This window comes from Cyclobacterium sp. SOCE241, from assembly GCF_056867545.1.
Genome location: NZ_CP149779.1, coordinates 3,644,320 through 3,665,607 on the forward strand (window position 1 = coordinate 3,644,320; position 21,288 = coordinate 3,665,607).

The 21,288-nt window shown below is 39.1% G+C and carries 19 protein-coding genes and 2 pseudogenes; 10 read left to right on the plus strand and 11 right to left on the minus strand.

All coding sequences use genetic code 11. The annotated features are described in order from the left end of the window. Window positions 1-27: 27 nt before the first annotated feature. From WG932_RS18140 to WG932_RS18150, 3 genes and pseudogenes are all read right to left on the minus strand, one after another. Window positions 28-2,970, minus strand: a complete 2,943-nt coding sequence (locus tag WG932_RS18140; RefSeq protein WP_483084910.1) for a T9SS type B sorting domain-containing protein — start codon at window positions 2,968-2,970, stop codon at window positions 28-30. 262 nt (window positions 2,971-3,232) lie between these two features. Beyond that, a pseudogene (locus tag WG932_RS18145) lies at window positions 3,233-4,715 on the minus strand (LruC domain-containing protein). A 30-nt stretch (window positions 4,716-4,745) separates the two neighbouring features. Then, window positions 4,746-5,207 (minus strand): hypothetical protein, encoded by a 462-nt coding sequence (locus tag WG932_RS18150; protein ID WP_149392183.1) that lies wholly within the window; start codon window positions 5,205-5,207, stop codon window positions 4,746-4,748. Between the two features lie 355 nt (window positions 5,208-5,562). On the opposite strand from WG932_RS18150, the gene WG932_RS18155 reads away from it, so the two are divergent. After that, window positions 5,563-5,988, plus strand: coding sequence for a BT0820 family HAD-type phosphatase (locus WG932_RS18155; RefSeq protein WP_483084911.1), 426 nt, complete (start codon window positions 5,563-5,565; stop codon window positions 5,986-5,988). Window positions 5,989-6,119: 131 nt separating this feature from the next. Here WG932_RS18155 and WG932_RS18160 read toward each other — a convergent pair whose 3' ends face one another. The 4 genes from WG932_RS18160 to bshC (WG932_RS18175) are packed head-to-tail and all read right to left on the minus strand — an operon-like array spanning window position 6,120 to window position 8,748. Beyond that, window positions 6,120-6,593, minus strand: coding sequence for a hypothetical protein (locus WG932_RS18160; protein ID WP_014019412.1), 474 nt, complete (start codon window positions 6,591-6,593; stop codon window positions 6,120-6,122). Window positions 6,594-6,609: 16 nt separating this feature from the next. After that, complete coding sequence (locus tag WG932_RS18165; protein ID WP_339678371.1) at window positions 6,610-7,194, minus strand: 5-formyltetrahydrofolate cyclo-ligase; 585 nt, start codon at window positions 7,192-7,194, stop codon at window positions 6,610-6,612. Continuing rightward, window positions 7,154-7,855: a bacillithiol biosynthesis protein BshC gene (gene bshC, locus WG932_RS18170; protein WP_483084912.1), complete on the minus strand. Its 702-nt coding sequence runs from the start codon at window positions 7,853-7,855 to the stop codon at window positions 7,154-7,156. Before bshC (WG932_RS18170) ends, WG932_RS18165 begins: the two co-directional genes overlap by 41 nt. Continuing rightward, complete coding sequence (bshC, locus tag WG932_RS18175; protein WP_483084913.1) at window positions 7,852-8,748, minus strand: bacillithiol biosynthesis protein BshC; 897 nt, start codon at window positions 8,746-8,748, stop codon at window positions 7,852-7,854. The genes bshC (WG932_RS18170) and bshC (WG932_RS18175) overlap by 4 nt, the downstream gene beginning before the upstream one ends. A 377-nt stretch (window positions 8,749-9,125) precedes the next feature. Here bshC (WG932_RS18175) and WG932_RS18180 point away from each other — a divergent pair, with 377 nt between their 5' ends. The 9 genes and pseudogenes from WG932_RS18180 (at window position 9,126) to WG932_RS18220 (ending at window position 17,181) form a co-directional block, all read left to right on the plus strand. Beyond that, window positions 9,126-11,321, plus strand: a complete 2,196-nt coding sequence (locus WG932_RS18180) for a heavy metal translocating P-type ATPase (protein ID WP_483084914.1) — start codon at window positions 9,126-9,128, stop codon at window positions 11,319-11,321. 90 nt (window positions 11,322-11,411) lie between these two features. Beyond that, window positions 11,412-11,618, plus strand: coding sequence for a heavy-metal-associated domain-containing protein (locus tag WG932_RS18185; RefSeq protein WP_149392187.1), 207 nt, complete (start codon window positions 11,412-11,414; stop codon window positions 11,616-11,618). A gap of 50 nt (window positions 11,619-11,668) precedes the next feature. Next, window positions 11,669-12,931, plus strand: coding sequence for a M16 family metallopeptidase (locus WG932_RS18190; RefSeq protein WP_483084915.1), 1,263 nt, complete (start codon window positions 11,669-11,671; stop codon window positions 12,929-12,931). Between the two features lie 11 nt (window positions 12,932-12,942). Further along, on the plus strand, window positions 12,943-13,422 hold the full coding sequence (gene ispF, locus WG932_RS18195; protein WP_483084916.1) for a 2-C-methyl-D-erythritol 2,4-cyclodiphosphate synthase: 480 nt from the start codon (window positions 12,943-12,945) through the stop codon (window positions 13,420-13,422). Between the two features lie 11 nt (window positions 13,423-13,433). After that, window positions 13,434-14,112, plus strand: a pseudogene (gene mnmC2 / locus WG932_RS18200) (tRNA (5-methylaminomethyl-2-thiouridine)(34)-methyltransferase MnmC2); the annotation flags it as partial. Between the two features lie 31 nt (window positions 14,113-14,143). Next, window positions 14,144-14,656: a hypothetical protein gene (locus tag WG932_RS18205; RefSeq protein ID WP_483084917.1), complete on the plus strand. Its 513-nt coding sequence runs from the start codon at window positions 14,144-14,146 to the stop codon at window positions 14,654-14,656. Window positions 14,657-15,063: 407 nt separating this feature from the next. Next, window positions 15,064-15,507 (plus strand): hypothetical protein, encoded by a 444-nt coding sequence (locus WG932_RS18210; protein ID WP_483084918.1) that lies wholly within the window; start codon window positions 15,064-15,066, stop codon window positions 15,505-15,507. Window positions 15,508-15,539: 32 nt separating this feature from the next. Then, on the plus strand, window positions 15,540-16,268 hold the full coding sequence (locus WG932_RS18215) for an FG-GAP repeat domain-containing protein (protein WP_483084919.1): 729 nt from the start codon (window positions 15,540-15,542) through the stop codon (window positions 16,266-16,268). A gap of 16 nt (window positions 16,269-16,284) precedes the next feature. Continuing rightward, window positions 16,285-17,181 carry a sugar phosphate isomerase/epimerase family protein gene (locus WG932_RS18220; RefSeq protein WP_339678391.1) on the plus strand — a complete coding sequence of 299 codons (897 nt, stop codon included), beginning with the start codon at window positions 16,285-16,287 and terminating at the stop codon, window positions 17,179-17,181. Window positions 17,182-17,229: 48 nt separating this feature from the next. On the opposite strand, the gene WG932_RS18225 is transcribed toward WG932_RS18220, so the two are convergent. From WG932_RS18225 to eboE, 4 genes are all read right to left on the minus strand, one after another. Continuing rightward, complete coding sequence (locus WG932_RS18225) at window positions 17,230-18,225, minus strand: adenosine kinase (RefSeq protein ID WP_041935008.1); 996 nt, start codon at window positions 18,223-18,225, stop codon at window positions 17,230-17,232. A gap of 283 nt (window positions 18,226-18,508) precedes the next feature. Then, window positions 18,509-18,667, minus strand: a complete 159-nt coding sequence (locus WG932_RS18230) for a transmembrane 220 family protein (RefSeq protein WP_483084920.1) — start codon at window positions 18,665-18,667, stop codon at window positions 18,509-18,511. 36 nt (window positions 18,668-18,703) lie between these two features. Beyond that, window positions 18,704-20,077, minus strand: coding sequence for an alkaline phosphatase family protein (locus tag WG932_RS18235; protein ID WP_483084921.1), 1,374 nt, complete (start codon window positions 20,075-20,077; stop codon window positions 18,704-18,706). Continuing rightward, window positions 20,074-21,282 (minus strand): metabolite traffic protein EboE, encoded by a 1,209-nt coding sequence (gene eboE / locus WG932_RS18240; protein WP_483084922.1) that lies wholly within the window; start codon window positions 21,280-21,282, stop codon window positions 20,074-20,076. The genes WG932_RS18235 and eboE overlap by 4 nt, the downstream gene beginning before the upstream one ends. Window positions 21,283-21,288 lie beyond the last annotated feature (6 nt).

Sequence of the window (21,288 nt, forward strand, 5' to 3'; positions counted from 1 at the left end):
TTAATGCTGCTACTATACACAAAATCATTATTTTATGACCTGAACCCAACCTTTATAGGTCTGTTCTTCACCACTATTGTCCGTTATAATCAGGACATAAAAGTAAGCTCCTGAATTCAACCCTTCTGCGGCCCAATCATTATGATAATTCTCCATTTCAAAAACATGGTCACCATTTCGGTTAAGAATTGTCAAGGAGTTTTTGGCGAAATTTTGAATTCCTTTTATTTCAAAAGTATCATTTTTACCATCTACATTCCCCGGGGTGATTACATTGGGCACAAAGAACCTAATGATTTGATTGGTATCACTGTCTTCTTTGCTTGATGAAATATTATCCTGATTATCCGGCACTTCTACAGTCACGGTATTGGTCACCGTCCCTAAGCCCGTGGCTTGTACCCTGATGACATAAACCAGCTCTTCACCGGCAGCAATGGAAGCTACCGTCCAACTTATAGTATTGCCTGAAACTGTTGCTCCCGGATCTAAACCCGTAAATCCTAGAAACTCAACATTGGATGGCAATTGATCACTTACCACAACATCTTCAGCTGAACTCAGACCATTATTGGTTAGTTTGATTTCATATTCAAATTCATTGCCTTCATAAATGGCCTTACCAAATGATGTCTTGGAGATGCTAATGTCCACTTGCTTAGCAACTACTGTGACAGTAGGGGCAGTAACCTGATCTGTAAACTCCCCAACACTGATGGTTGCAGTATTCACTTTCTCACCTTTCTCTACTCCCATTGCTTCAATTTGAAAGCTGGCAGATTCTCCGGCACTTAGCGAGGTAAGGATCCAGCTTCCATCCGTACCTTGGGCAGGTACTGTTCCCATGCTCAATAAACCTGAAGGTAGAGGATCTTCTACTTGGATATCTGACAAATCAAATGCTGAATTATTTGTAATGGTAATGGTATAAGTTACTACTCCATCGATAGGAATTTCTGTGGCACTTGTCGTTTTATTCAATTCAAGTAATATAGGCCTTACAAGGATGGTAACTTTCGCTTGATCGCAGAACATCCTGTCGGCATTCTCGCAAATTTCATAAACAAAGGAATCAGTTCCTGAAAAATTGGTCTCTGGGGTGTAAGTAATCAAACCATCGTCTGCAATGGAAATTACCCCGGAAACAGGATACTCAGTTATCAACAAAGTTTCATCTAAAATTGCCCCGGAATTGGTAAAATCATTATCTAAAACAGCTATTGTGACGGCTTCATTTTGATTGGTTACTACCTCGTCATCCTTGGCTTCCAACTGCACGTCCTGTAAACTAAACTTAATCTCTCCCTCATCCTTATTCGACGGATTAATGGTCTCTACTAGGTCATATAGCAATACATAATTACCTTCAGGAAGACCTGTAGGAAGCGTAAGTGTGCCATCCTCTGCTAAACTTACTCCTGTCAGTCCATCATTGTCTGTTAGTACCGCGTGCACCCGATCTGAGCTAACCGCCTCACCATTGATTTGATCGTTGGATAATACATTACCTATTTCTCCTGCCCTGTTGGCATTAACCGAACCATAATTATCCTCTACAGCTTCTAAAACAGTAGGGTTAATGGTAACAGATACGGTAGCTTGATCACACTTGGCTGGGTCCTCTTTGTCACAAATTTGGTATACAAGTTCGTAATTTCCTGAGGGTATCCCTTCTACAATATCAATAGATCCATCTGCGTTCAATATTATCTTTCCATCAGAATCGTTACTAAGGGTACTTAAATTAACGTTTTCTATCAAAGCAGGCAACCCATTCAACAAGTCATTGTCCAACACATTAAGTATGTTCTCTTTACCAAAACTATCATCTTGTTCAAAAGCATCATCCATTGCAATTGGAATGTACTCAATCACTTCAATGGTCACCTCGGCTTCATCAGAATCGCCTCCTCCCGTAGTAATTTTATATACTAGCTTGTATTCTCCCGGAGGAGTATTGGGAGCTACATCTACAGTCCCATCCAAATTTAAAGTTACATCTGAGATAGGGAAAGGGTTTACAATTTCCAATGTCACATCTATCGGGTTCAAGGGAAACCCATTCAACTCATCATTGTCATAAACATTTAGTACAGCATCGCCTCCCAGTTCACTGTTTACTCTTTCTTTCAAATCCGGTGTAGCGGAAATGGCGTTGACAAAGAAAACCAGTTTACCATCCGGTTCATTTTCCGCAATAATTCTAATCCCAAAAATTGGTTCGGTGGATTCAAAAATTGAAGGTGAAAATAGCACCATGTACTGGGTTTGCGTAGGCACATTTGTTACATGGTTAATTCCAGTATTCCATTGAAAACCTCTTACCTGAATTCTTTTAGCCCCTTCAATCGGATTGCCATTTCTATCTAAGGCAATAAAATCAGTGGCTGAATTCCCATTCCTCTCTGTATAGAGCAAGTAACCTGAGGTCACTACTTGATCCTTGTATTCCAAGTCTACAAAAGCTTCCCCTTGAGGTATTGAAGGCTGACCATTGATATCCCAATAGGACCGTATATCAGGGGTGGAAACGACCGTTTCAAGCCCACTAATAAAATCATCATCCAAATGACTGGTGATGGTATTGTCCGAGTGAACAATTTGGATAGCATCAGACCTTATCGTAGCTGATCCTATAATCGGATTTGGGTTCTCTACTGTAGGATTTCTAGTTGTGGCATATATCACTTTATCCGTATCGATCGTTATAGAACTGATCACCACAGGAACATCTGCCGGACTTGGATTTTCATTCCCATCTGGGGAAGTCTGAATCAATTCATTTCCCTCAATGGTATACCTCACCTCTGTTATAGGGATATTGTTCTCAGTACCTGTAACAGTAACGGTCTGGGCTGACACCTGCCCTATAAAAACCATTCCTAGTAAGAAAATAAATGAGATAAACTTTAAGGATTTTTTAAAAAAATAATAAAACCTAAGCTGTACCAATAGAATTAAACTTTTCATATAAAATTAAACTTAAAAACTAGTCACAACACACCTCTACAAAACAAAAGAATTAAATAGTGCCCAAAAATAGGTTATTTATTCATAACTGACAAGGCAGATAATCCCCCAAATAAATATATTTATAAATTATCAATCACAATTTTTTATTAGAAAAAACCAGGCAACTTCAAAAGAAGCTACCTGGTATCTACAACTAAAAACAACCAATTAACATGATGGGATATATTCCAATCTAAATTACCTATTGCAGGTACTTAATTTATTTTGCATTTAATAAAACTTTATCTATACGATACCCTTCTTTATCCTCATACCAATCAGGATAAGCCTCTCCTCCTGTTGCTGCCCACTTATAAAACATCTGATAACCGGTGGTAATGCTCTCCTTATTCATCATGTAAGGTATGCTTCCCGATACATTCAGAGCCCATGGTAGGCCATTGTCTTTTCCTCTATAATATGCTTCTTTATCTCCGTTAGAGTTGTCTTCTTTTGTACCGAAAAGTGATTTGTCCACGTGTGCGGTGGGCGTCTTTCCGGGAAGATGGATTTCTACCCCCTCTTTTGGTTGACAATCAAGAATGGATTGAAATTATCCATTTTCAGTTCATCCAGTTTGATGTGTCCTTTTGCATTGTCACCATCTTTAATGTACATGGTTATTTGCATTTTCTCAACAGGCTGCATTGGGAAATTGGGATCGGTATTGATACCTACTGCTCCTCCGCCCGGATGCGTTAGCACATTGTCAACATCATCAAAGGCTATAATGGTGGCATGTTCATTCCCCGCCTCAAGTCCATTGTCCATAAATTCATGAATGCTATTGGACTTAATTTTGGATCCTACAACTTTATAAACTTGGTCTGGTGAAATCCCAGTAAACTCTATCCCGAATCCATTGGAATAGCCCGCTCCTGCTGCTCTTGGCAAAAGATCTATCACTACTTCCACTATCTCCCCGAAGCATCTGTTACCCTATTGATACTATAATCCAATACCAAATCATTGAAATCATAATCTCCGGTAGCAGGCCAAAGGTCTTCAAACATTAAAGTTGCTGCTCCTTCAGGTGTTAAGTAGTTGTTATAGGCCTTGTATTTATCATCAGGATAATCATCTTCGTCATCTGCAACTCCGTCTCCGTCAGCATCTTTTAGCTCACCTTTAGGAAGACAGCCTGCTGAAGGATCTGAATAATACTGTCCCTGAATGACTAGATTGTCAACTGCTGTTGCTCCCTCATCGCCCTCTACAATAATTACTAAGTATACTTTGAATAATTCTCCAATAAGCTTATTGGAGTAATTGAACTTAACTTTTACAGCCTTCGTGGCAGAATTACCTTTATGTTCGACAGTAGAATAGCCTAAATAAATGTAATCTTTACTTTCTCCATTTTCCTTATTCTCCGAATCATAAGGCAGTAAAAGGGCATATACGGTGGTTTTTTCTATTTCTGAGGTAGGTTTAACTTCCAATTCCACCTTCCCATCTTCTAGTTTAATCCAAGGAGATTTCATATCTCCACGCCCTTGATTTTCAGAGGCCTTAACAATAAAGCTTTGCTTTCCTTCAATCACATGATCGGAATCATCAGATAAAGAGAATCCATCCAAACTCCAACATGTATAAAAATAATCTTTTAATGAGCTCAACTCAGCATCATTCTCAACTTCATTCTGAGCAATTGACTGGAAACCAACCAATCCTAATAAAAAACTAAATAGTAATTTTTTCATTGTCTTAATAGTTTAAAAATTGGTAGGGATTTATTCAGCACCTAATTCAGGAAAATCAAAATTCAAAGGGTCAACTTCTCTTTCCACCTCAAAATTAAAGGAGGCGGTATGGTTATTAACTTCGGCCGTTTTTACTGCCTCACCATATTTCATAACAATTTCATCAACCCCTGAGACCAAATCGAAGGTCATCTCAAAATCTTCATGCATGGCATGAGTGCCTCCATAAATCTCTGTCCCTTCACCTGTCAATAAGGTCAGCTTTTTGCTAACCCCAACATCCACCGGTAAACCTTCAATGCTTACGGTAAGCTCTTCTGTAGTTTCCCAATCAAAAAATGCTGAAACGACTAAATCGTCAATTGTTTCTCCGGAAGGAGTAAGTTGCTGGGTACTCTCATCAATTTGATCTTTTACACAGGAAGAAAATAATGTGATGACGGGGATTATCAATACCAAGAATGACAATCCTGTTGTTTTGCTATTTTTCATTGTTTTGCTGTTTACTGTATCCAAAAAAAGTTAAGTGACCTTTCGATCAACTCAATTATGCACCAAAAATCTACCTTTTTAAGGTCCCTTAGGAAAATTATCGACCAACTGCTGAAAAAGGTCGGTCAATTCTGGTTTTTAGTAGGCGGAGTACTTACGAGTGGTTGGTTTTCAGGAATAAATGTAGAAAACAAATAAAATTTTTAAAAACATAAACCAACAAAAAACAGGTATGAAACAGCACAAACTTCTTTTCATTATTCAAAGTCCAAATTTTATACTACGAAATATTTCATAGCAACGAATTCGATTTTCAACCCATCTTTTTTACGCATTAAACCAAACCTACACTATTTTGACAATTATAAATTATAAAAGCCAAGGAAATAAGGAATTTTCTCTAGTTTGTAAGACATCTATAATAGGTAACCATTTAACGTTCAAAACCATTAACACATCAAAAAAGCTATTCTATAAAATTGAGACCTATCGGGAAGGCCCTTTACTCAAAGAGGCAGTAGACCTTTGTAACGATAATGGTGTTGAATTCTATGCTGTTAATGAAAATTATCCGGGGGAGACTGATGAATGTCAATCTCCAAGAAAACTAGAGGCTGATCTTTTTATTGATGACCGAAACCTAGGAGGGTTTCTTGGGTGGGAAACTGTATGGCAAACACTGCATCCCGAAGGAGGTGAATTTCATCACCAGTTGAGAAACTCAATAGCTCATTTTAATTACCAAAGCAAACGAAAAAGTTGGTTTAAGTTCTTCTCTTAGTTTTGATTAAAACCGAGAGAAGAACTTAATCTTTGAGGGCTTAACAGGCCAATCAATTATTACTACTAGCCATTTTATGACATTATATCATCGAAAAACCGTCTAAAAAAGGGATTGTACTTTTGCTTTCGCTAAAAAATATACCTAACAGATAAAGCAAAATCGTCGCCCCAGAAGCCTCCATTATTAATTATATTGATCGCAGGTTTAAAATCCAAGGAAAAATTAAGAGGAAGCTCTTCTAAAACATACTCCAAACCGATAATCCCATCAATACCAATTACGGTAGATCCATCGTAATCATATTTAGAACTGTTGTTCCAACTACCTATATGGGCTCCTCCCCCATAAAACCAATTCAAGCCATCTACGTCTTCAATATCCCTGTGAACTTCATAAAGACCGGTAATCAAAAGACCTCTCCAACGGGTATGCAAAATTCCCTCAAGGGCTGCATCCTGGCTTATAAAATGCTTTACACTTAATCCGCTACTTGCCCCTAAGCGCAAACCAACCCCAGTATCATATGCCTGTGCTTTACTTTCATTAGATAAGGAAAACATGAGTACCAATGCCATCACGGCAATCATTACATTTTTCATCATAATTATAGTTGTTTAATTAATAGTTCTCAAAAAGGGTGATCCCACCGGGATGTATACAGCCATCCAAGGGAATATCGTGTGGTTCATGAGGTAATTCTTCTGACATGGGTGCATTGAAAGACAGTCCGATTTTCATCACATCCTCACTTAATTCTTTAAAAAACCTATCATAAAACCCCAATCCATAACCAATTCTATTTCCTCTTGAATCTATACCTAATAAAGGTACAAATACCAATTCCACAATCTTTGGATCATCCATCAAAACCGGATCTTTTGGTACAGGGATGCCCAGCTTATCATTTTCATAAACTGTTTTCGGAGTCAATTTCACAGTAGCCATTTTTTGTGCATGGTGAACAGTAATGGAACTGTACACATGGTAATTTAGGTCAAATAAAGATTGCAATAATGATACCGTATTTACCTCCAGAAGTTTTTTTATAGGTAAAAACAAATGAATATGCCTGATCTTGGGAAATTGCTTTAAGAATAATAAGCAATTTGAAGTTATCTGTTGGGAGTAGGCTTCCCGCTCTTCCATCCCCAATGCTTGGCGGCTAGTTCTGAGTTGCTTTCTTAATACTTCTTTTGTCACCATTTTCCTTCAGAAGAATAAAATCAAAGTTTAAAGGGTCAAAGGTATCAAAAAGCTCCTTTATAAATTCCGGGTTACCTAAATAGAACTCTAGAAAGTTGATTTTCCTTTCTTGCAAAGTTCCTTGTGGGAATAGCTCCTTTTTAATCTCAGCTATTTGCTGAATGGCTGTAGCTTTCTTTCTTTCCTCCGCTTTGCGAAATTTCGTGGCCACCTGGTCTAAAATTCTTTCATTGCGCTTATGAGCTGCCTTAACTGCATAAGTCAAAGTAGCATCCATGTCTTGAGACTTTTCTGCTAAAGCTTTATAGATATCTTTTAATTTATCTCTTTCCTCTATCAATTCAAGGTCTTGATCGGAATTCTCTTTTACATATTTAATCCGCAAATCATCAAAAGGAAGGAACAATTCCTTTTCTTCCAGCCTAAGCTTATTCATTTTACGCTGCAAGGGGGATGTCAAAATCATTGCAAAGTTTCTCGGTAGTAAAAATGGGTAATCTACCGAATAATGCGCAAAAACATTTTTTAGTTGAAACCAATAAGCCACTTCCGCAGGCCCACCTAAATAGGCTATGTTGGGTAAAATCACCTCTTGGTAAAGCGGGCGCATGACTACATTGGGGCTAAAATTCTCCGGTTTTTGCTCTATTAATGCTGTCATTTCTGCTTCATCCCACTTGTTTTTACCATCATGGGTTTCAAAAACCCATTATTTAAAATCAACCTTTCCCTACGGCCCTTTTCCATATAAAAGAAATTAATTTCTCTAGGAAAAATTTGAGTGGAATAGCCGGCTTTCTCCAAGGCGCTATTACAATCATTCACTAGATTATTGGCCGTAGCGTTCAGTATGTCATCCTTGATGACAGGCACAAACAATTGCTTCAACTCTTTTTCATTGGCATCAATGATAACCAGTCCCCTGTCTGCAAATAAATGATGCACATATTTCCTGACAGCCTCCTTCAAAAACTTACTTTGGGTATAAGCAGTTTTAAAAAACTCAGGAAGAAAGTGTAATTCTCCTATTAATTTTTTTAAAGATTCATCTAAAACAAATTCCCCAACAGCACCTGTTTGGTCGGTTTGCCATTCATAATTCTTTCCGTCAAAATAAAAATGGTTGATCTCGGCAAAATCATGATCTTCTGTGGCCATCCAATATACCGGAACAAAATGGTAATCCGGATTTTCCTTGTTAAGCTTATCTGCCAGGGCAATGGTAGAAATTATCTTATAGATAAAATAGGAAGGGCCGGTCATCAAGTTTAATTGATGTCCGGTCGTTACAGTAAAAGTATTGACTTGATTTAGTTGCTGAATATTTGCCTTAACCTTAGCCCCTTCAAATCCTTCATATTGCTTTTCCAGAACCCTAACTAGCCTACTTCTTTTTTCCTGTTCAAAATGCTTCTGAGGCAATGACTTTTTAAATTGCTCTAAATCCGGAAAATCCTTATAAAACTGTTTTACTGACTCCTTTTTATGAATATAATCTAAAAAAAGGGATGAAAACAGGCCGGTACAGGCCGGATCTAAGCTGGACTTTAACATAAAGAATGCAATTTCAATTTTTATACAAGGCAGGTATCGAAACCATTAAAACGGGCAAAGGGTTAGTAAAGTTCACCTAAATCACCGCCAAACGGGTAGGCAAGTTATACATTTTTTCAAAAATTCTGTAACAATAAACCTGCAGACGCTTTGTAATTTTGAGCTTTAAACTCAGATTATGTAATAGGATTTATGAGGGTCTGTCCGGTGTTTACGGAAAGTGTTGCAATCGCAAGAACAATAAGGCGATTTGGATATTTTAGCATAGCACAGCTACGGTGAAATATCCAAACAGCAACGAAGTAGCTGATTTTGAAGCGATTTCAGCACCTAATTGATTTTCTATTGCCTATTTCGAATTAAACTAGCATTCTATCATGAGCAAGACAATTGAAGTACCTATTTCCGGAATGAGTTGCGCTGCCTGTGCTGTCAGCGTGGAATCTATGCTAAAAGAAACCAAGGGCATACAATCTGCAAGTGTGAATTATGCCAACCAGTCTGCTATTATTTCTTTAGAAAAAGAAGGGATGGACCTTTCTGAGGCCAAGAAAAATATTCAATCCATTGGCTATGATTTATTAATAGACATTAATAAGCCGGAAGACTTGGAAGCAATTAAGGAGGCTGAATTAAAGGAGCTGAAAAAGAAAACCCTTTATTCAGGAATATTGGCATTTCCTGTCTTCCTAATTGGGATGTTTTGGCCCGAGATCCCTTATGCCAATGTAATCATGTGGGCCTTGACCACTCCAATATTGGTGTTATTTGGAAATGCTTTTTTTACCAATGCTTACAAGCAAATCAAGAAGGGAAATACCAATATGGACACCTTGGTCTCGTTAAGTACAGGAGTAGCCTACCTCTACAGTTCTTTTAATACCTTTTTTCCGGATTGGCTGGAATCCCGAGGAATGACCCCACATGTTTACTTTGAAGCAGCTGCCGTTATCATCTTTTTTATTTTGCTGGGAAGATTGATGGAAACGAGAGCAAAAGCTGGCACTTCTGAGGCCTTAAAAAATCTTATCGGACTTCAACCCACAGATTTAACAGTCATTAGAGAAGGGAAAGCGATCCAAATGAATGTCTCAGAAGTTTTGCCCGGGGAAACTATCTTAGTCAAACCGGGGCAAAAAATCCCTTTAGATGGCATACTAACACAGGGGCAATCCTTTGTGGATGAAAGCATGCTCACCGGAGAACCTTTGGCCGTAGAAAAAAACAATGGTGATACCGTGTATGCCGGAACCATTAACCAGAGTGGGAGCTTTGAATTTAAGTCTAACAAAAGCAAATCAGAAACCTTACTTTCCAGCATAATCGCCAGGGTTAAGCAAGCTCAAGGTTCTAAAGCACCCATTCAGAAAACTGTGGATAAGGTCACAAAAATATTTGTCCCCACCGTTTTGGCGATCTCTCTGGTTACTTTTATTGTTTGGTCATTAAGTGGGGCAGAGGATGCCGTTTTGAGGGGAATGCTTTCAGCCATTACCGTCCTTGTAATTGCTTGCCCTTGCGCCCTTGGACTTGCAACACCTACAGCCATAATGGTGGGAATCGGAAAAGCTGCTTCCTTAGGTATTTTGGTTAGAGATGCTGAAAGCCTAGAAAACGGTAAGAAAATTGACTGCTTAATTCTAGACAAAACCGGCACTATAACGGAAGGTAAGCCTAGTGTCCAAAAGGTAATTTGGAAGTCAGGTGTAGACGAAAAGCCCATGGGCACAGTCTTTAGAGCGCTGGAAGAAAAAAGCGAGCATCCATTGGCTGCAGCCATTACAGAACATTTCTCTAAAGAGAAAGCAATAGGTGAGCTAACAGGATTCAAAACCTTTACCGGAAAAGGTGTGATGGCAGAATACAAGGGAGAGCAATATGCTATCGGAAATATAAAATGGTTAAAGACATTGGGTATTACTATCGAACAACTCTTGTCACAATCAGCTGATGAATTGCTTGAGCAGGGCAATATTGTAGTCTACATGTCCAAAGGAGAAGAAGTTGTAGGAATCGTTTCCATCGCTGATAAGCTAAGGGCAACATCTAAAGCAGCCATTGCTCAACTTAATAAAATGGGTATTGCTGTTCACATGCTGACCGGAGATCAAGAAAAACAGCTTCAAACATCGCTAAAAAGTAGGAATTACCCATTTCCGAAGCGGTTTACTCCCTCAAGACAAAGGGCAATACATAAAAAATTGCAGAAAGCCGGACACAAGGTAGGCATGACGGGGGATGGTATCAATGACAGTGAGGCATTGGTTTTGGCTGATTTAGGTATAGCCATGGGAGGAGGGACTGACATTGCCATGGAAACTGCTCAGGTTACACTGATACATGCCGACCTTATGGCCATACCTGATTTATTAAAACTAAGTAAGAACACAGTTGCCACCATCCGGCAAAATCTGTTTTGGGCCTTTATTTACAATATCATTGGCATACCCATTGCTGCCGGATTGTTGTATCCAATATCCGGTTTTCTGCTCAATCCTATGATCGCCGGCTCAGCAATGGCACTTAGTTCCCTATCGGTGGTAGGTAATAGTTTGCGGTTGAAGTACAGTTAATGGATGATCAATTATAACTAATAAACTGAACAGCTAAGCTGGCCTATTAAATGAAAATTGTCATAATAATAAAATCAAAGATTAATCAATATGGACAAGCAAATAAAATTTAAAACGAATGTAAAATGTGGCGCATGTGTTGCGGCCATTACCCCGGCAATGGACAATTTAAAAGCAAAACATTGGGAAGTTGATTTAACCTCTCCAGATAGAATATTAACTGTGCAAGGAGAAATAAAGCCGGAAGAAATAAAAGCAGCACTTGATCGATCGGGCTATAAAGGTGAATCAATTTGATTGAAAGGATACAGGATGGGTAGAAAATTTATTACTTTTGCCTCTATTCTATGATCAACTATAAATCTTTTACTCTGGACAATGGACTTCAGGTACTGGTCCATGAAGACCATTCTTCAGAAATGGCTGTGGTCAACCTTTTGTATAAGGTAGGATCCAGGAATGAGGAATCGGGTAAATCCGGTTTAGCTCATTACTTTGAGCACCTTATGTTTTCGGGTTCCAAAAATATACCTGAATTCGACACTGCCTTAGAAAAAGTTGGAGGTGAATGCAATGCATTTACCAACACTGATATCACCAACTTTTACATTACCCTTCCTGCAATTAATCTGGATACAGCCCTTTGGCTGGAATCAGACCGGATGCGTTTTCTTAACCTGAAAGAAAAGCCAATCAACACCCAAAAACAAGTGGTGATTGAGGAGTTCAAGCAACGGTACCTCAATCAACCTTATGGGGATGCTATGCATCATGTGAGACAGCTGGCTTTTAAAAATCACCCTTACCGCTGGCCTACCATCGGCGAAAAAATAGCAGACATAGAAGGAGTGCAAAAGAAAGAGTTGCAGGACTTTTATGAGCAAAACTACGCCCCGGACAATGCCGTCCTTTGCATTGCGGGAAAGGTCGATTTTGAGACGGTAAAGGGAAAGGTAAAGCATTGGTTTGATGAAATACCAAGAGGGAAGGCAGCACCAAAAACGATCCCCACAGAGCCCATACAAGACTGTATAAGGAGAAAGCAAGTTTTTGCCAATGTCCCCACAGAGGCTTTGTACAAAGTGTATAAGATCCCAGGAAGACTAGAAAAAAATTACCTAACATGTGATCTTATTTCTGACATATTGGGATTTGGAAGATCATCTTTATTGGAAAAGAGATTGATAAAAAACTCCTCTCTCTTTGCCAATTGTCAAGCCTATGTTCTTGGCAATATCGACCCGGGATTATTAGTGATCACGGGAAAAATGGAGAAAGGTGTTGCTGCCGAAGACGCTGAAAAAGAATTGGACAAAACGCTTGAAAGCTTTAAAAATGAACCAATAGACCCAACAAATCTTCAAAAAATTAAAAACCAAGCAGAGGCCATGCAGACCTATGAATCCGTTTCCCTCCTTGGAAGGGCCATGAAATTGGCCTATTATGCTTATTTGGGAGATCCATTGCTAATGAATGCTGAGTTTGATCGAAAAATGGCGATTACAGTAGAGGAAATCCAATTGGCTACAAGGAAGTACTTAAGAGACGAACTTGCCTCTGTAGTCTATTATAAGTGTGCGCCTAACAATGGCTCGACAGAAAACCTTTAAAACAATAAAATATGAGTGCTTTTCGCATTGGATTTGGATACGATGTTCACCAATTAAAAGAAGGTGAAGAATTTTGGTTAGGAGGAATAGTGATTCCTCATAGCAAAGGAGCAGTTGGCCATTCAGATGCTGACGTGCTTATTCATGTAATCTGCGATGCTCTGTTGGGTGCAGCTAACTTAAGGGATATTGGATATCATTTCTCTGATCAAGATCCTCAATACAAAGGAATTGACAGTAAGATTTTGCTCAAAGAGGTCATGGCACTATTGAATAAGGAAGGTTATCAAATAGGAAACCTTGATGTAACCATCTGTTTGCAACAACCAAAAATCAACCCTCATATTCCTGCCATGAAGGCCTGCCTAGCTGAGGTAATGAATATCCAAGCCAATAAATTATCCTTGAAGGCTACAACTACAGAGCGTTTGGGATTTGTAGGTCGAGAAGAAGGTGTCTCTGCCTACTGCGTTGCATTGATCCACCCATAAATAACCGAAACATGGAAAACCAGGAACCAAAAATCATAACAACAGAAGATGGCTCCCACTCCGTATACCTCCCTGCCATCAATGAAAGCTACCACTCTTCACATGGGGCTTATAAAGAATCCATCCATGTTTTTTTCCTATATGGATTAGATGCTTGGTATGCCAGAAATAGAGGAAAGTTTCCTATTCGAATTTTTGAGGTAGGCTTCGGTACAGGCCTTAATGCCTGGCTAACTTTGATCTGGGCCGAACAAAACCAAGTTCCCGTACTTTACCATACCATAGAGCCATACCCCTTAGAGAAAGAGATTTACGAAGCGCTTAATTTCACGCAATTGGATGAAACCCTAACCCATTTCAACGGCTATTTCAAACGTCTTCACCAAATGAGCTGGGACAAGGGCATGCCTATGACTGATTATTTCAACATTAAAAAAGAGAAGACTACCCTACAAGAGGTACAACTTTACCCCGCAGATTTGGTGTTTTTCGACGCTTTTTCTCCCAAAAAACAACCGGAACTTTGGACTTTGGAAATGTTGAAAAAATCGAAGACAGTATGAATCCTTCTGCTGCTTTTGTAACGTACTGTGCTGCAGGCCATCTCAAAAAAACTTGCAATCCCTTGGCTTGAGCCTAGACGAAGTGCCCGGCCCTCCGGGAAAAAAAGAAATGACAAGAGGGTGGAAAAAAGCTAACTTTAAAAGGTTTTACAATTCTATTGGCCTATTATGTGCTTGCTGCAACCACTTTTGCTTGCAAGTCTGGGAGTGAAAAGTCATCCACAGAGAAGGATAATGAAAACGCAATTGAACCAAGCACTGAAGTCATTCTTGCCCCTTCTCAAAATAAAGAAGGTTTTCTTAAACTTTTTAAGGGAGACAGTACTATCCACCGTATACATCTCAATGACAAAATTCTTTATGAAAGCCTTATACTGAAGGACAAAAGGATCTATAACTTCATTTTTCCACGCATAACTGATTCTTTCCTATTCGAGGACAAGTACTACCTAAAAATAAGCTACCCAATTCCATTTAGCGGTACTATCGAAACAACGATTCCTGACTGTCCGGATTATGTACTCACCCCACTAGCGAATGGCATTCTTCAGGTAGTCATTTACAATGCACTGGATTTAAGCGCAGTTGATCTTAAGTTCAAATATCTCCCTTCGGAAAAAGACAGTTTGGTCAGTTCCGTATATCATTTCAAGCACATAATTTTTGATTAAAAATAAACCTTGATCTGAGCCAATGGATCAAATATTTTAAGGAAGAATTATGCGTATAATAATTCAAAATCAGTATAATTAACCTACCTTTTTACTTCTAGTGATTCAATTAGTAATTGGCTTTCCTAACTTTATCAGAGAGGGTTGTAATCGAGAGCAATCGAACTATTTAAGAATTTTGTGCAGCATTACTAGGGTAAAATTAAAAGCAGAAAGAAGGGGCTGATTTTGTAGTGATTTCAACACCTAACAATGACCTTTATTTCTGTAGATCAGCTCTTATTCATTCACTAAAACCCTATATTAGAGTTACAAATTCTTTCCTAAGACCATTAGAGAAGTTCAGAAAACCCAATTGTCTTTTGGAATCATAATTCAATAAATGACAAATAAACCCGGTGAAGATCATGAAATATTTCACATCCATACTGACAAGTGCAATTTTGTACCTACTTATAATCGTAAATGTACATGGCCAATCCATTACATTTGACAAACCTATTGATGTAAGTCAGGGTGTTGTATCCGGAGTCAGTGCTTTAGATGTTGCTGATTTGAATGGTGATGCCTTAATGGATGTGATTGTACTTGAAGGAGGTGTCCACGCTGAAGGTCGTTTTACCTTAGCATGGTTTGAGCAAACAAAAAAGGGCAAATGGATAAAACATGATTTTAACATCCCAGTTAAATTTGACGATTTCATTGGTTCTGCACGATGCGACGACATGGACAATGATGGAGACATGGATTTGGTTTTCAGCAACGATGGCCACGGTTCAGGTCCTATCAATGTCTATTTATTAATCAACCCGGGTAAAAGAAGGTTTACAACCAATGGGAACATGCACTGATTTCAACCATCAATGGCTTCCATGCCAATGACATGCGATTGGCAGACATGGATCAGAATGGGAAAAAAGATGTTATAATACGTCATAAAAATCCGGAATCGTTAAAGATCATCTTTCAGAATAGAAATGAAGATTGGCAAACCAAGACTATCTATGAAGGGCAAGCGGGAGAAGGGCTGGCAGTTGGAGATATTAATAGGGATGGTATGCCTGATATTACCATGACAGGACATTGGTTTAAGGCACCCAAAGACCCAAAAAACGATCAATTTATCAGATTTGATATTGAAGTGGGTTTTAAGGATGTGAATAAGGCTACCAAAGAGGAAGTTGGAGACATAAATAATGATGGCCGTCCGGATGTTTTACTATCTCCTGCCGAACATTTTAAAAAATATGGAGGCGAAAATTATGATCTGGCTTGGTACGAGTGCCCACCCAATCCGGAAGAAGTAACAGCATGGAAAAAACATGTAGTCAAATCAGATTACAATAAGGCCCATTGCGCCAAACTCGCTGATATGGACAATGATGGAGATTTAGACATCATTTCAGCAGTAGCTTGGGATGACCGAGAAATAAGGATTTATATCAATGAAGGCGGTGAATTTCAAGGATCAATCTTAGTAGCAAAAGGAAAAGGTATTTATTCAGGCGCAATAGCAGATATGGATGGAGATGGTGATTTAGACATTGTTGGGGAAGACAAATACGCAACAGATGCCAAACCCTGGCTATTCAGAAATCTGCTTATTAAATAATAAAAAATTTAATATCATGAAAAGAAGAAATTTCATCCTACAGGCGACACTATCCACCCTTGCCTTCACCGGTCTGCCATTTGCCGGTTTTACAGGGCCCGGTAAAAGTAAAATGAACCGAATTGGATTAACCACTGTGGTATTTCGAAATCGATTTGCTTCAACTAAACCGAAGAATGTGGTGTTGGAAAATGAACTCACTTTATTATCCGCTCCTGAATATTTCGTAGATCGATTTAATGTACATAACGTTGAAATGTGGACCAATCATTTTGAATCTACCAGCAAAAATTATTTAAAGGAAATTAAAAAGAGCCTGCATAAACACCATTGCTCCTTAATCAATTTGCAATCTGAAGGGAAATTCGACCCTTCAGATCCTTTGGAAGAAAATAGATTACAAGCAGTAATAGAAGTTAAAAACTGGGTTGATATTGCCCAAGTCCTTGGGTGCGAGTCGTTACGTGTAAGATCAATGAAAAAGTCCTATCCTCAGGCAGTACTGTCTCTCAAAGAGATTACAAAATATGCCAAGTCAAAGGGGGTTAGGATATTGATTGAGAATCACAACGACATGTTTTCGGATTATCAGACACATATCAGCACAATAAAAGACATCTCTATGGACAATATTGGACTGCTTGCTGATTTCGGAAACTACTCCTCTAATATGGATAGGTTTGACTCATTGCGTCACATCGCTCCATTCACCATGTTAGTTTCTGCAAAGGCTAAAGATTTTTCGGATCAAATGGAACACAATGCATACGATTTCCAAAAGTGCATCCGAATTTTTGAGGACCAAGGTTTCAAAGGCATCTATTCGTGTGAACAATGGGGTAAAGCCAATCCCAGTTATGATTATGAAAAAATTACCGATTGGATGATTGAGCACATAAAAGAAAGCATCTAAAACCTTTAAATCTTAGGGGTTTTAGATGCTTCCGATACTATTATATATTTAAGGCTGAAGTCTATTCAGAACAGCCTTGGCTTCTTCCCAAGTAAGCCTAGGCCCAAATTGACTGACTACTTTAGATGAAGCCATGCTGGCCAACTTCCCACTAGATGCATAGGAATGTCCGTTGGTGATACCATACATAAAAGCCCCTGCAAACATATCTCCGGCCCCGTTACTGTCTACTGCCACCGTCGGGTAGGGAGCAATATCTATATAAGTATCTCCGTCAAAAATCAATGCCCCATTCTTACCTTGAGTAATCACAAAATGCTTTGCGATTTTTTTCAAGGCTTCAGCTGCATCCGCCACGTTGTCCTTTCCTGTATAGAGCATTGCTTCTTCCTCATTGGCAAATAACATGTCCACACCTGAACCTATTACTTCTTTAAAGCCTTCCCCAAAATATTTAACCATGGCCGGATCAGAAAAGGTAATGGCTACTTTCACCTCATTTTCTTCAGCAATCTTCTTGGCTGCCATCATGGCCTCCTTGGCATTGGGGGAAGTGATAAGGTATCCCTCGATGTACAGGTACTTTGAAGCTTTAATTGCCTCCTCATTTAATTGGGAGGTAGAGAATTTCTCTGTAATACCGAGAAAAGTGTTCATGGTACGTTCAGCATCCGCAGTAACCATAACCAAACACTTTCCGGTAATCCCCTCTTCCAGCTTAAATGGATCTAAGTTATGATTGACACCGGCTTCTCTTAAGTCATCGGTAAAAAATTTCCCCAATTCATCATTGGCTACTTTACAGCAATAATAGGATTTACCTCCAAATTGACTAACGGCAATGATTGAATTGGCTGCCGAACCTCCACACTGTAATTTTGAAGTCTTGGTATTGATGGCTGCCATCAATTCTCCTTGCCGATCTTCATCTACCAAGGTCATTAATCCCTTTTCAATCCCGTATTTATCAAGAAAGGTATCACTAACTTCAAACTCAATATCTACCAAGGCATTTCCTATGCCGGTAACATCATACTTTTTCATCATATTGATTTAAACTATTGTTTTGATCTGAAATAGATCTTTTAAATTTTTACTGGAATAGTTTCCCTATTCCCGAAGCTTTATGCTTCTCCCTTTGATTGCTTCCAAGGCAAAGAATATTGCACAGATTAGCAAGCCAAAAAACTCCCTATTAATTTCCATGGCCTGCGTTTTCATTGAAAGGTCTTTTTGTTCTAACTCTTGCCCTATCCAGCCAAAAATATTGTCCGGCCAAAAAAGATTGCTCCAATCAGGTAACTAAAGGTAAGGATTACCAATAAGTTTATATTGAACTTTCCAAAAAAGCAAATCCTGCTGTAGCAGAAGCAATAAGGTAAATAGGAACCCACCACTGAGGGTCAGGATCATTAATCTGCCAATACCCGAATAGCAAAAAAAGTATAGAAAAGGTCCCAAAGAAATACTTCCAGAATTTACTCATAACAGCACTCAATTAAGATTTATAAGAAGAAGAAAATCACTTTCTGTTTACAATCCCATAGATCACAGAATAGACATCTGTAGGAGCTACATCCTCATTCTCCACGGCTTGTTTCCCACCAATCAAAACAGGCCAGTCTGCTTTATCTTCAGGTATTCTCCCATGGGATCCTTTGACTAATTCCGCTTTTAAAGGAATTACATCCATCAAGTACCTGAAGCCCAACTTCTTTTTTAAAAGGGTCCAACCCAATTTCCCTTTAAGAAATTTAATGTCAGGATTGGCAAACATTTCTACCGGATCGTAACCCGGCTTGCGGTGGATGTCCACAGTTCTTGCATAATCAGGAGCAACTTTATCATCCAGCCAATAATAATAAGTAAACCAAGAATCTTTATCGGCTACTGCTACCAAATCACCTGATCGATCATGGTTCAGTCGGTAAGCCTCCTGTTCTTGCTTATCAAGAACTTTTTCTACCCCAGGAAGGGCAGACAGTAGTTTTTTTACTTTAGCTAATTCCTCCGGCTTATTCACATAAACATGCGCTAACTGGTGATCTGCCACAGCAAAAGCACCACTAGTTCCAGCATCCAATGTCTCAAGGCCCAACTCGTCTTTCACTTGAATATAACCGGCTTTTCTCAAAGCCCTATTGATATGCACAGGTTGGTTTACAGAAGTAATGCCATATTCAGACAATAGAAGTACTTCAGCCCCTTTTCTCTCATAATAGGTGATGACCTGTTCACAAAGCGCATCAATTTCATTCAAACTGGTACTAATCTTTTCAAAATCAATTCCAAATTTCTGTAGGGCGTAATCCAAGTGAGGTAAGTAAATCAATGTCAAGGTTGGGTCATACCATTCATCTACTTTCAGGGAAGCATCTGCTATCCATTGGCTAGAAGCGATATTGGCATTGGGTCCCCAAAATGAAAACAAAGGAAATTGTCCCAATTCTTTTTGCAGTCGGTCCCTTAGCTCCATTGGTTGACTATGAATGTCCGGTAATTTTCTTCCATCTGAAGGGTACAAAGGCCTTGGTGTAACAGCAAAGTCTACAGAGGAATACATATTGTACCACCAAAACATGTTGGCGCAGGTAAAGTCCGGGTTTTTGGCCTTTAAATCATCCCATACTTTGGGGGATTGTACCAAATGATTGGATTGTCGCCAAAATTTTATTTCGCACTCATCCTTAAAATACCAGCCATTGCCCACTATTCCATTGTCCTTTGGCCACTTACCGGTTAGGTATGCGGACTGCGAAGAGCAGGTAACTGCCGGCAACACGGGGCTTATTGCTGCTTTTTTTCGTTTATCACTCCATTGTTTTAAAAATGGAGTATGTTCTCCTATTACCCTTTGTGAAAGTGCAACTACATTCAGAACAACCGTTTTTTTCATTTGATATTATTTTTTACCCAATTTAATTCCCTAGCAATGGACTGATCCAATGACAAATGGATATCTTCAGGCAAAACTTCCCACGTATAGGTTTCCACCTCCAGGTGACTGGTAAGTTTCCTTTCACCATTCAATTTCAAGACGCTTACTATATCCTCTTGTGTAGAATGCACGTCTCCATAAGTAGCTAGAAATAAAGGCACATGAAAATGAATTCGCCACTCTAGTTCTTTGGTGCTGGCCAAATCCATAAGGGCATCCGGTAGGTCGGGGTAAGCATGTAAAGTACTGTCTTCCATTCTACCTATCACCTGATGTAGGTAGGTGGATTCTACAAATGGCAATAGGGCCTTCTCAACGGCCCGTCTTTGGTTAATTTCAGTAGGAATATTGGCTTTTAAAGCAGCGCTTAACTGGAATTTACCAATCTTAATTCCCTCTTTTTCAAAAGCATTCAAGACTTCTTCATGATCTTCGTAGCCTACTGCAAAGTGACATACATCATAGCACACCTGCACATGATTTTTAATGGCTGCTTCAGCCTCCTCGGCTGAAAGTCCAAATTTCTTCGAAAGGATGGGAACTCCTTTTGGTACAAGCCAGTCCTTAAAAAATTGAATCAAGCCTTTGAACTCTTCAATCACTCCGTCCGGTTCAGGCTCTATATCCAAGTGAAGGTCTAAGTTTTTATCCAATTTCAATTGATAAAGGTATTCCACTACCTCCATGATATGGACACAAGATTGCACCATAAGCTTGTCCAAAGCCTCTGAGGATTTGTGCCAATATTTATAACTCAAAGGAGAAGTAGAAATACCGGCATCCATAGCTGTGGGCATTATTTCTGCCAAAATGGTGAAGAGCCTTAAGGTATAAGCCTTCCTTGCTTCAGTACTCCAGTCCGGAAGGTGCACCTCATCTTTCACCACTTGTCTATGAAATCCTCCAAAAGGAAAACCATTGAAAGTGAACACATAACAATCATTGGCACTAAGCCAAGATTTGAATTCGGCCAACTTTTCCGGCTTTATCAAGTCCCTACTTGCCTCATCAGAGAGCCTTAAACCTATGGCAAAGGCCTTTTCTACTGACAATTCCCCTTTAATTTTGGGAATGTATTCTTTTAGGTTTTTAAAGGTAGCCTCCCAACTTTCCCCGGGATGTATATTGGTGCAATAGGTCAAATGGAAATCGGATACTTGCATAGGATA

Bases quoted from the DNA above. Each gene is read 5' to 3' on its own strand.
- WG932_RS18140 (WP_483084910.1), bottom strand. From the start codon at position 2,970: ATGAAAAGTTTAATTCTATTGGTACAGCTTAGGTTTTATTATTTTTTT.
- WG932_RS18150 (WP_149392183.1), bottom strand. From the start codon at position 5,207: ATGAAAAATAGCAAAACAACAGGATTGTCATTCTTGGTATTGATAATC.
- WG932_RS18160 (WP_014019412.1), bottom strand. From the start codon at position 6,593: ATGATGAAAAATGTAATGATTGCCGTGATGGCATTGGTACTCATGTTT.
- WG932_RS18165 (WP_339678371.1), bottom strand. From the start codon at position 7,194: ATGGTGACAAAAGAAGTATTAAGAAAGCAACTCAGAACTAGCCGCCAA.
- bshC (WP_483084912.1), bottom strand. From the start codon at position 7,855: ATGACAGCATTAATAGAGCAAAAACCGGAGAATTTTAGCCCCAATGTA.
- bshC (WP_483084913.1), bottom strand. From the start codon at position 8,748: ATGTTAAAGTCCAGCTTAGATCCGGCCTGTACCGGCCTGTTTTCATCC.
- WG932_RS18180 (WP_483084914.1), top strand. From the start codon at position 9,126: ATGAGCAAGACAATTGAAGTACCTATTTCCGGAATGAGTTGCGCTGCC.
- WG932_RS18185 (WP_149392187.1), top strand. From the start codon at position 11,412: ATGGACAAGCAAATAAAATTTAAAACGAATGTAAAATGTGGCGCATGT.
- WG932_RS18190 (WP_483084915.1), top strand. From the start codon at position 11,669: ATGATCAACTATAAATCTTTTACTCTGGACAATGGACTTCAGGTACTG.
- ispF (WP_483084916.1), top strand. From the start codon at position 12,943: ATGAGTGCTTTTCGCATTGGATTTGGATACGATGTTCACCAATTAAAA.
- WG932_RS18210 (WP_483084918.1), top strand. From the start codon at position 15,064: ATGAAATATTTCACATCCATACTGACAAGTGCAATTTTGTACCTACTT.
- WG932_RS18215 (WP_483084919.1), top strand. From the start codon at position 15,540: ATGCGATTGGCAGACATGGATCAGAATGGGAAAAAAGATGTTATAATA.
- WG932_RS18220 (WP_339678391.1), top strand. From the start codon at position 16,285: ATGAAAAGAAGAAATTTCATCCTACAGGCGACACTATCCACCCTTGCC.
- WG932_RS18225 (WP_041935008.1), bottom strand. From the start codon at position 18,225: ATGAAAAAGTATGATGTTACCGGCATAGGAAATGCCTTGGTAGATATT.
- WG932_RS18230 (WP_483084920.1), bottom strand. From the start codon at position 18,667: ATGAGTAAATTCTGGAAGTATTTCTTTGGGACCTTTTCTATACTTTTT.
- WG932_RS18235 (WP_483084921.1), bottom strand. From the start codon at position 20,077: ATGAAAAAAACGGTTGTTCTGAATGTAGTTGCACTTTCACAAAGGGTA.
- eboE (WP_483084922.1), bottom strand. From the start codon at position 21,282: ATGCAAGTATCCGATTTCCATTTGACCTATTGCACCAATATACATCCC.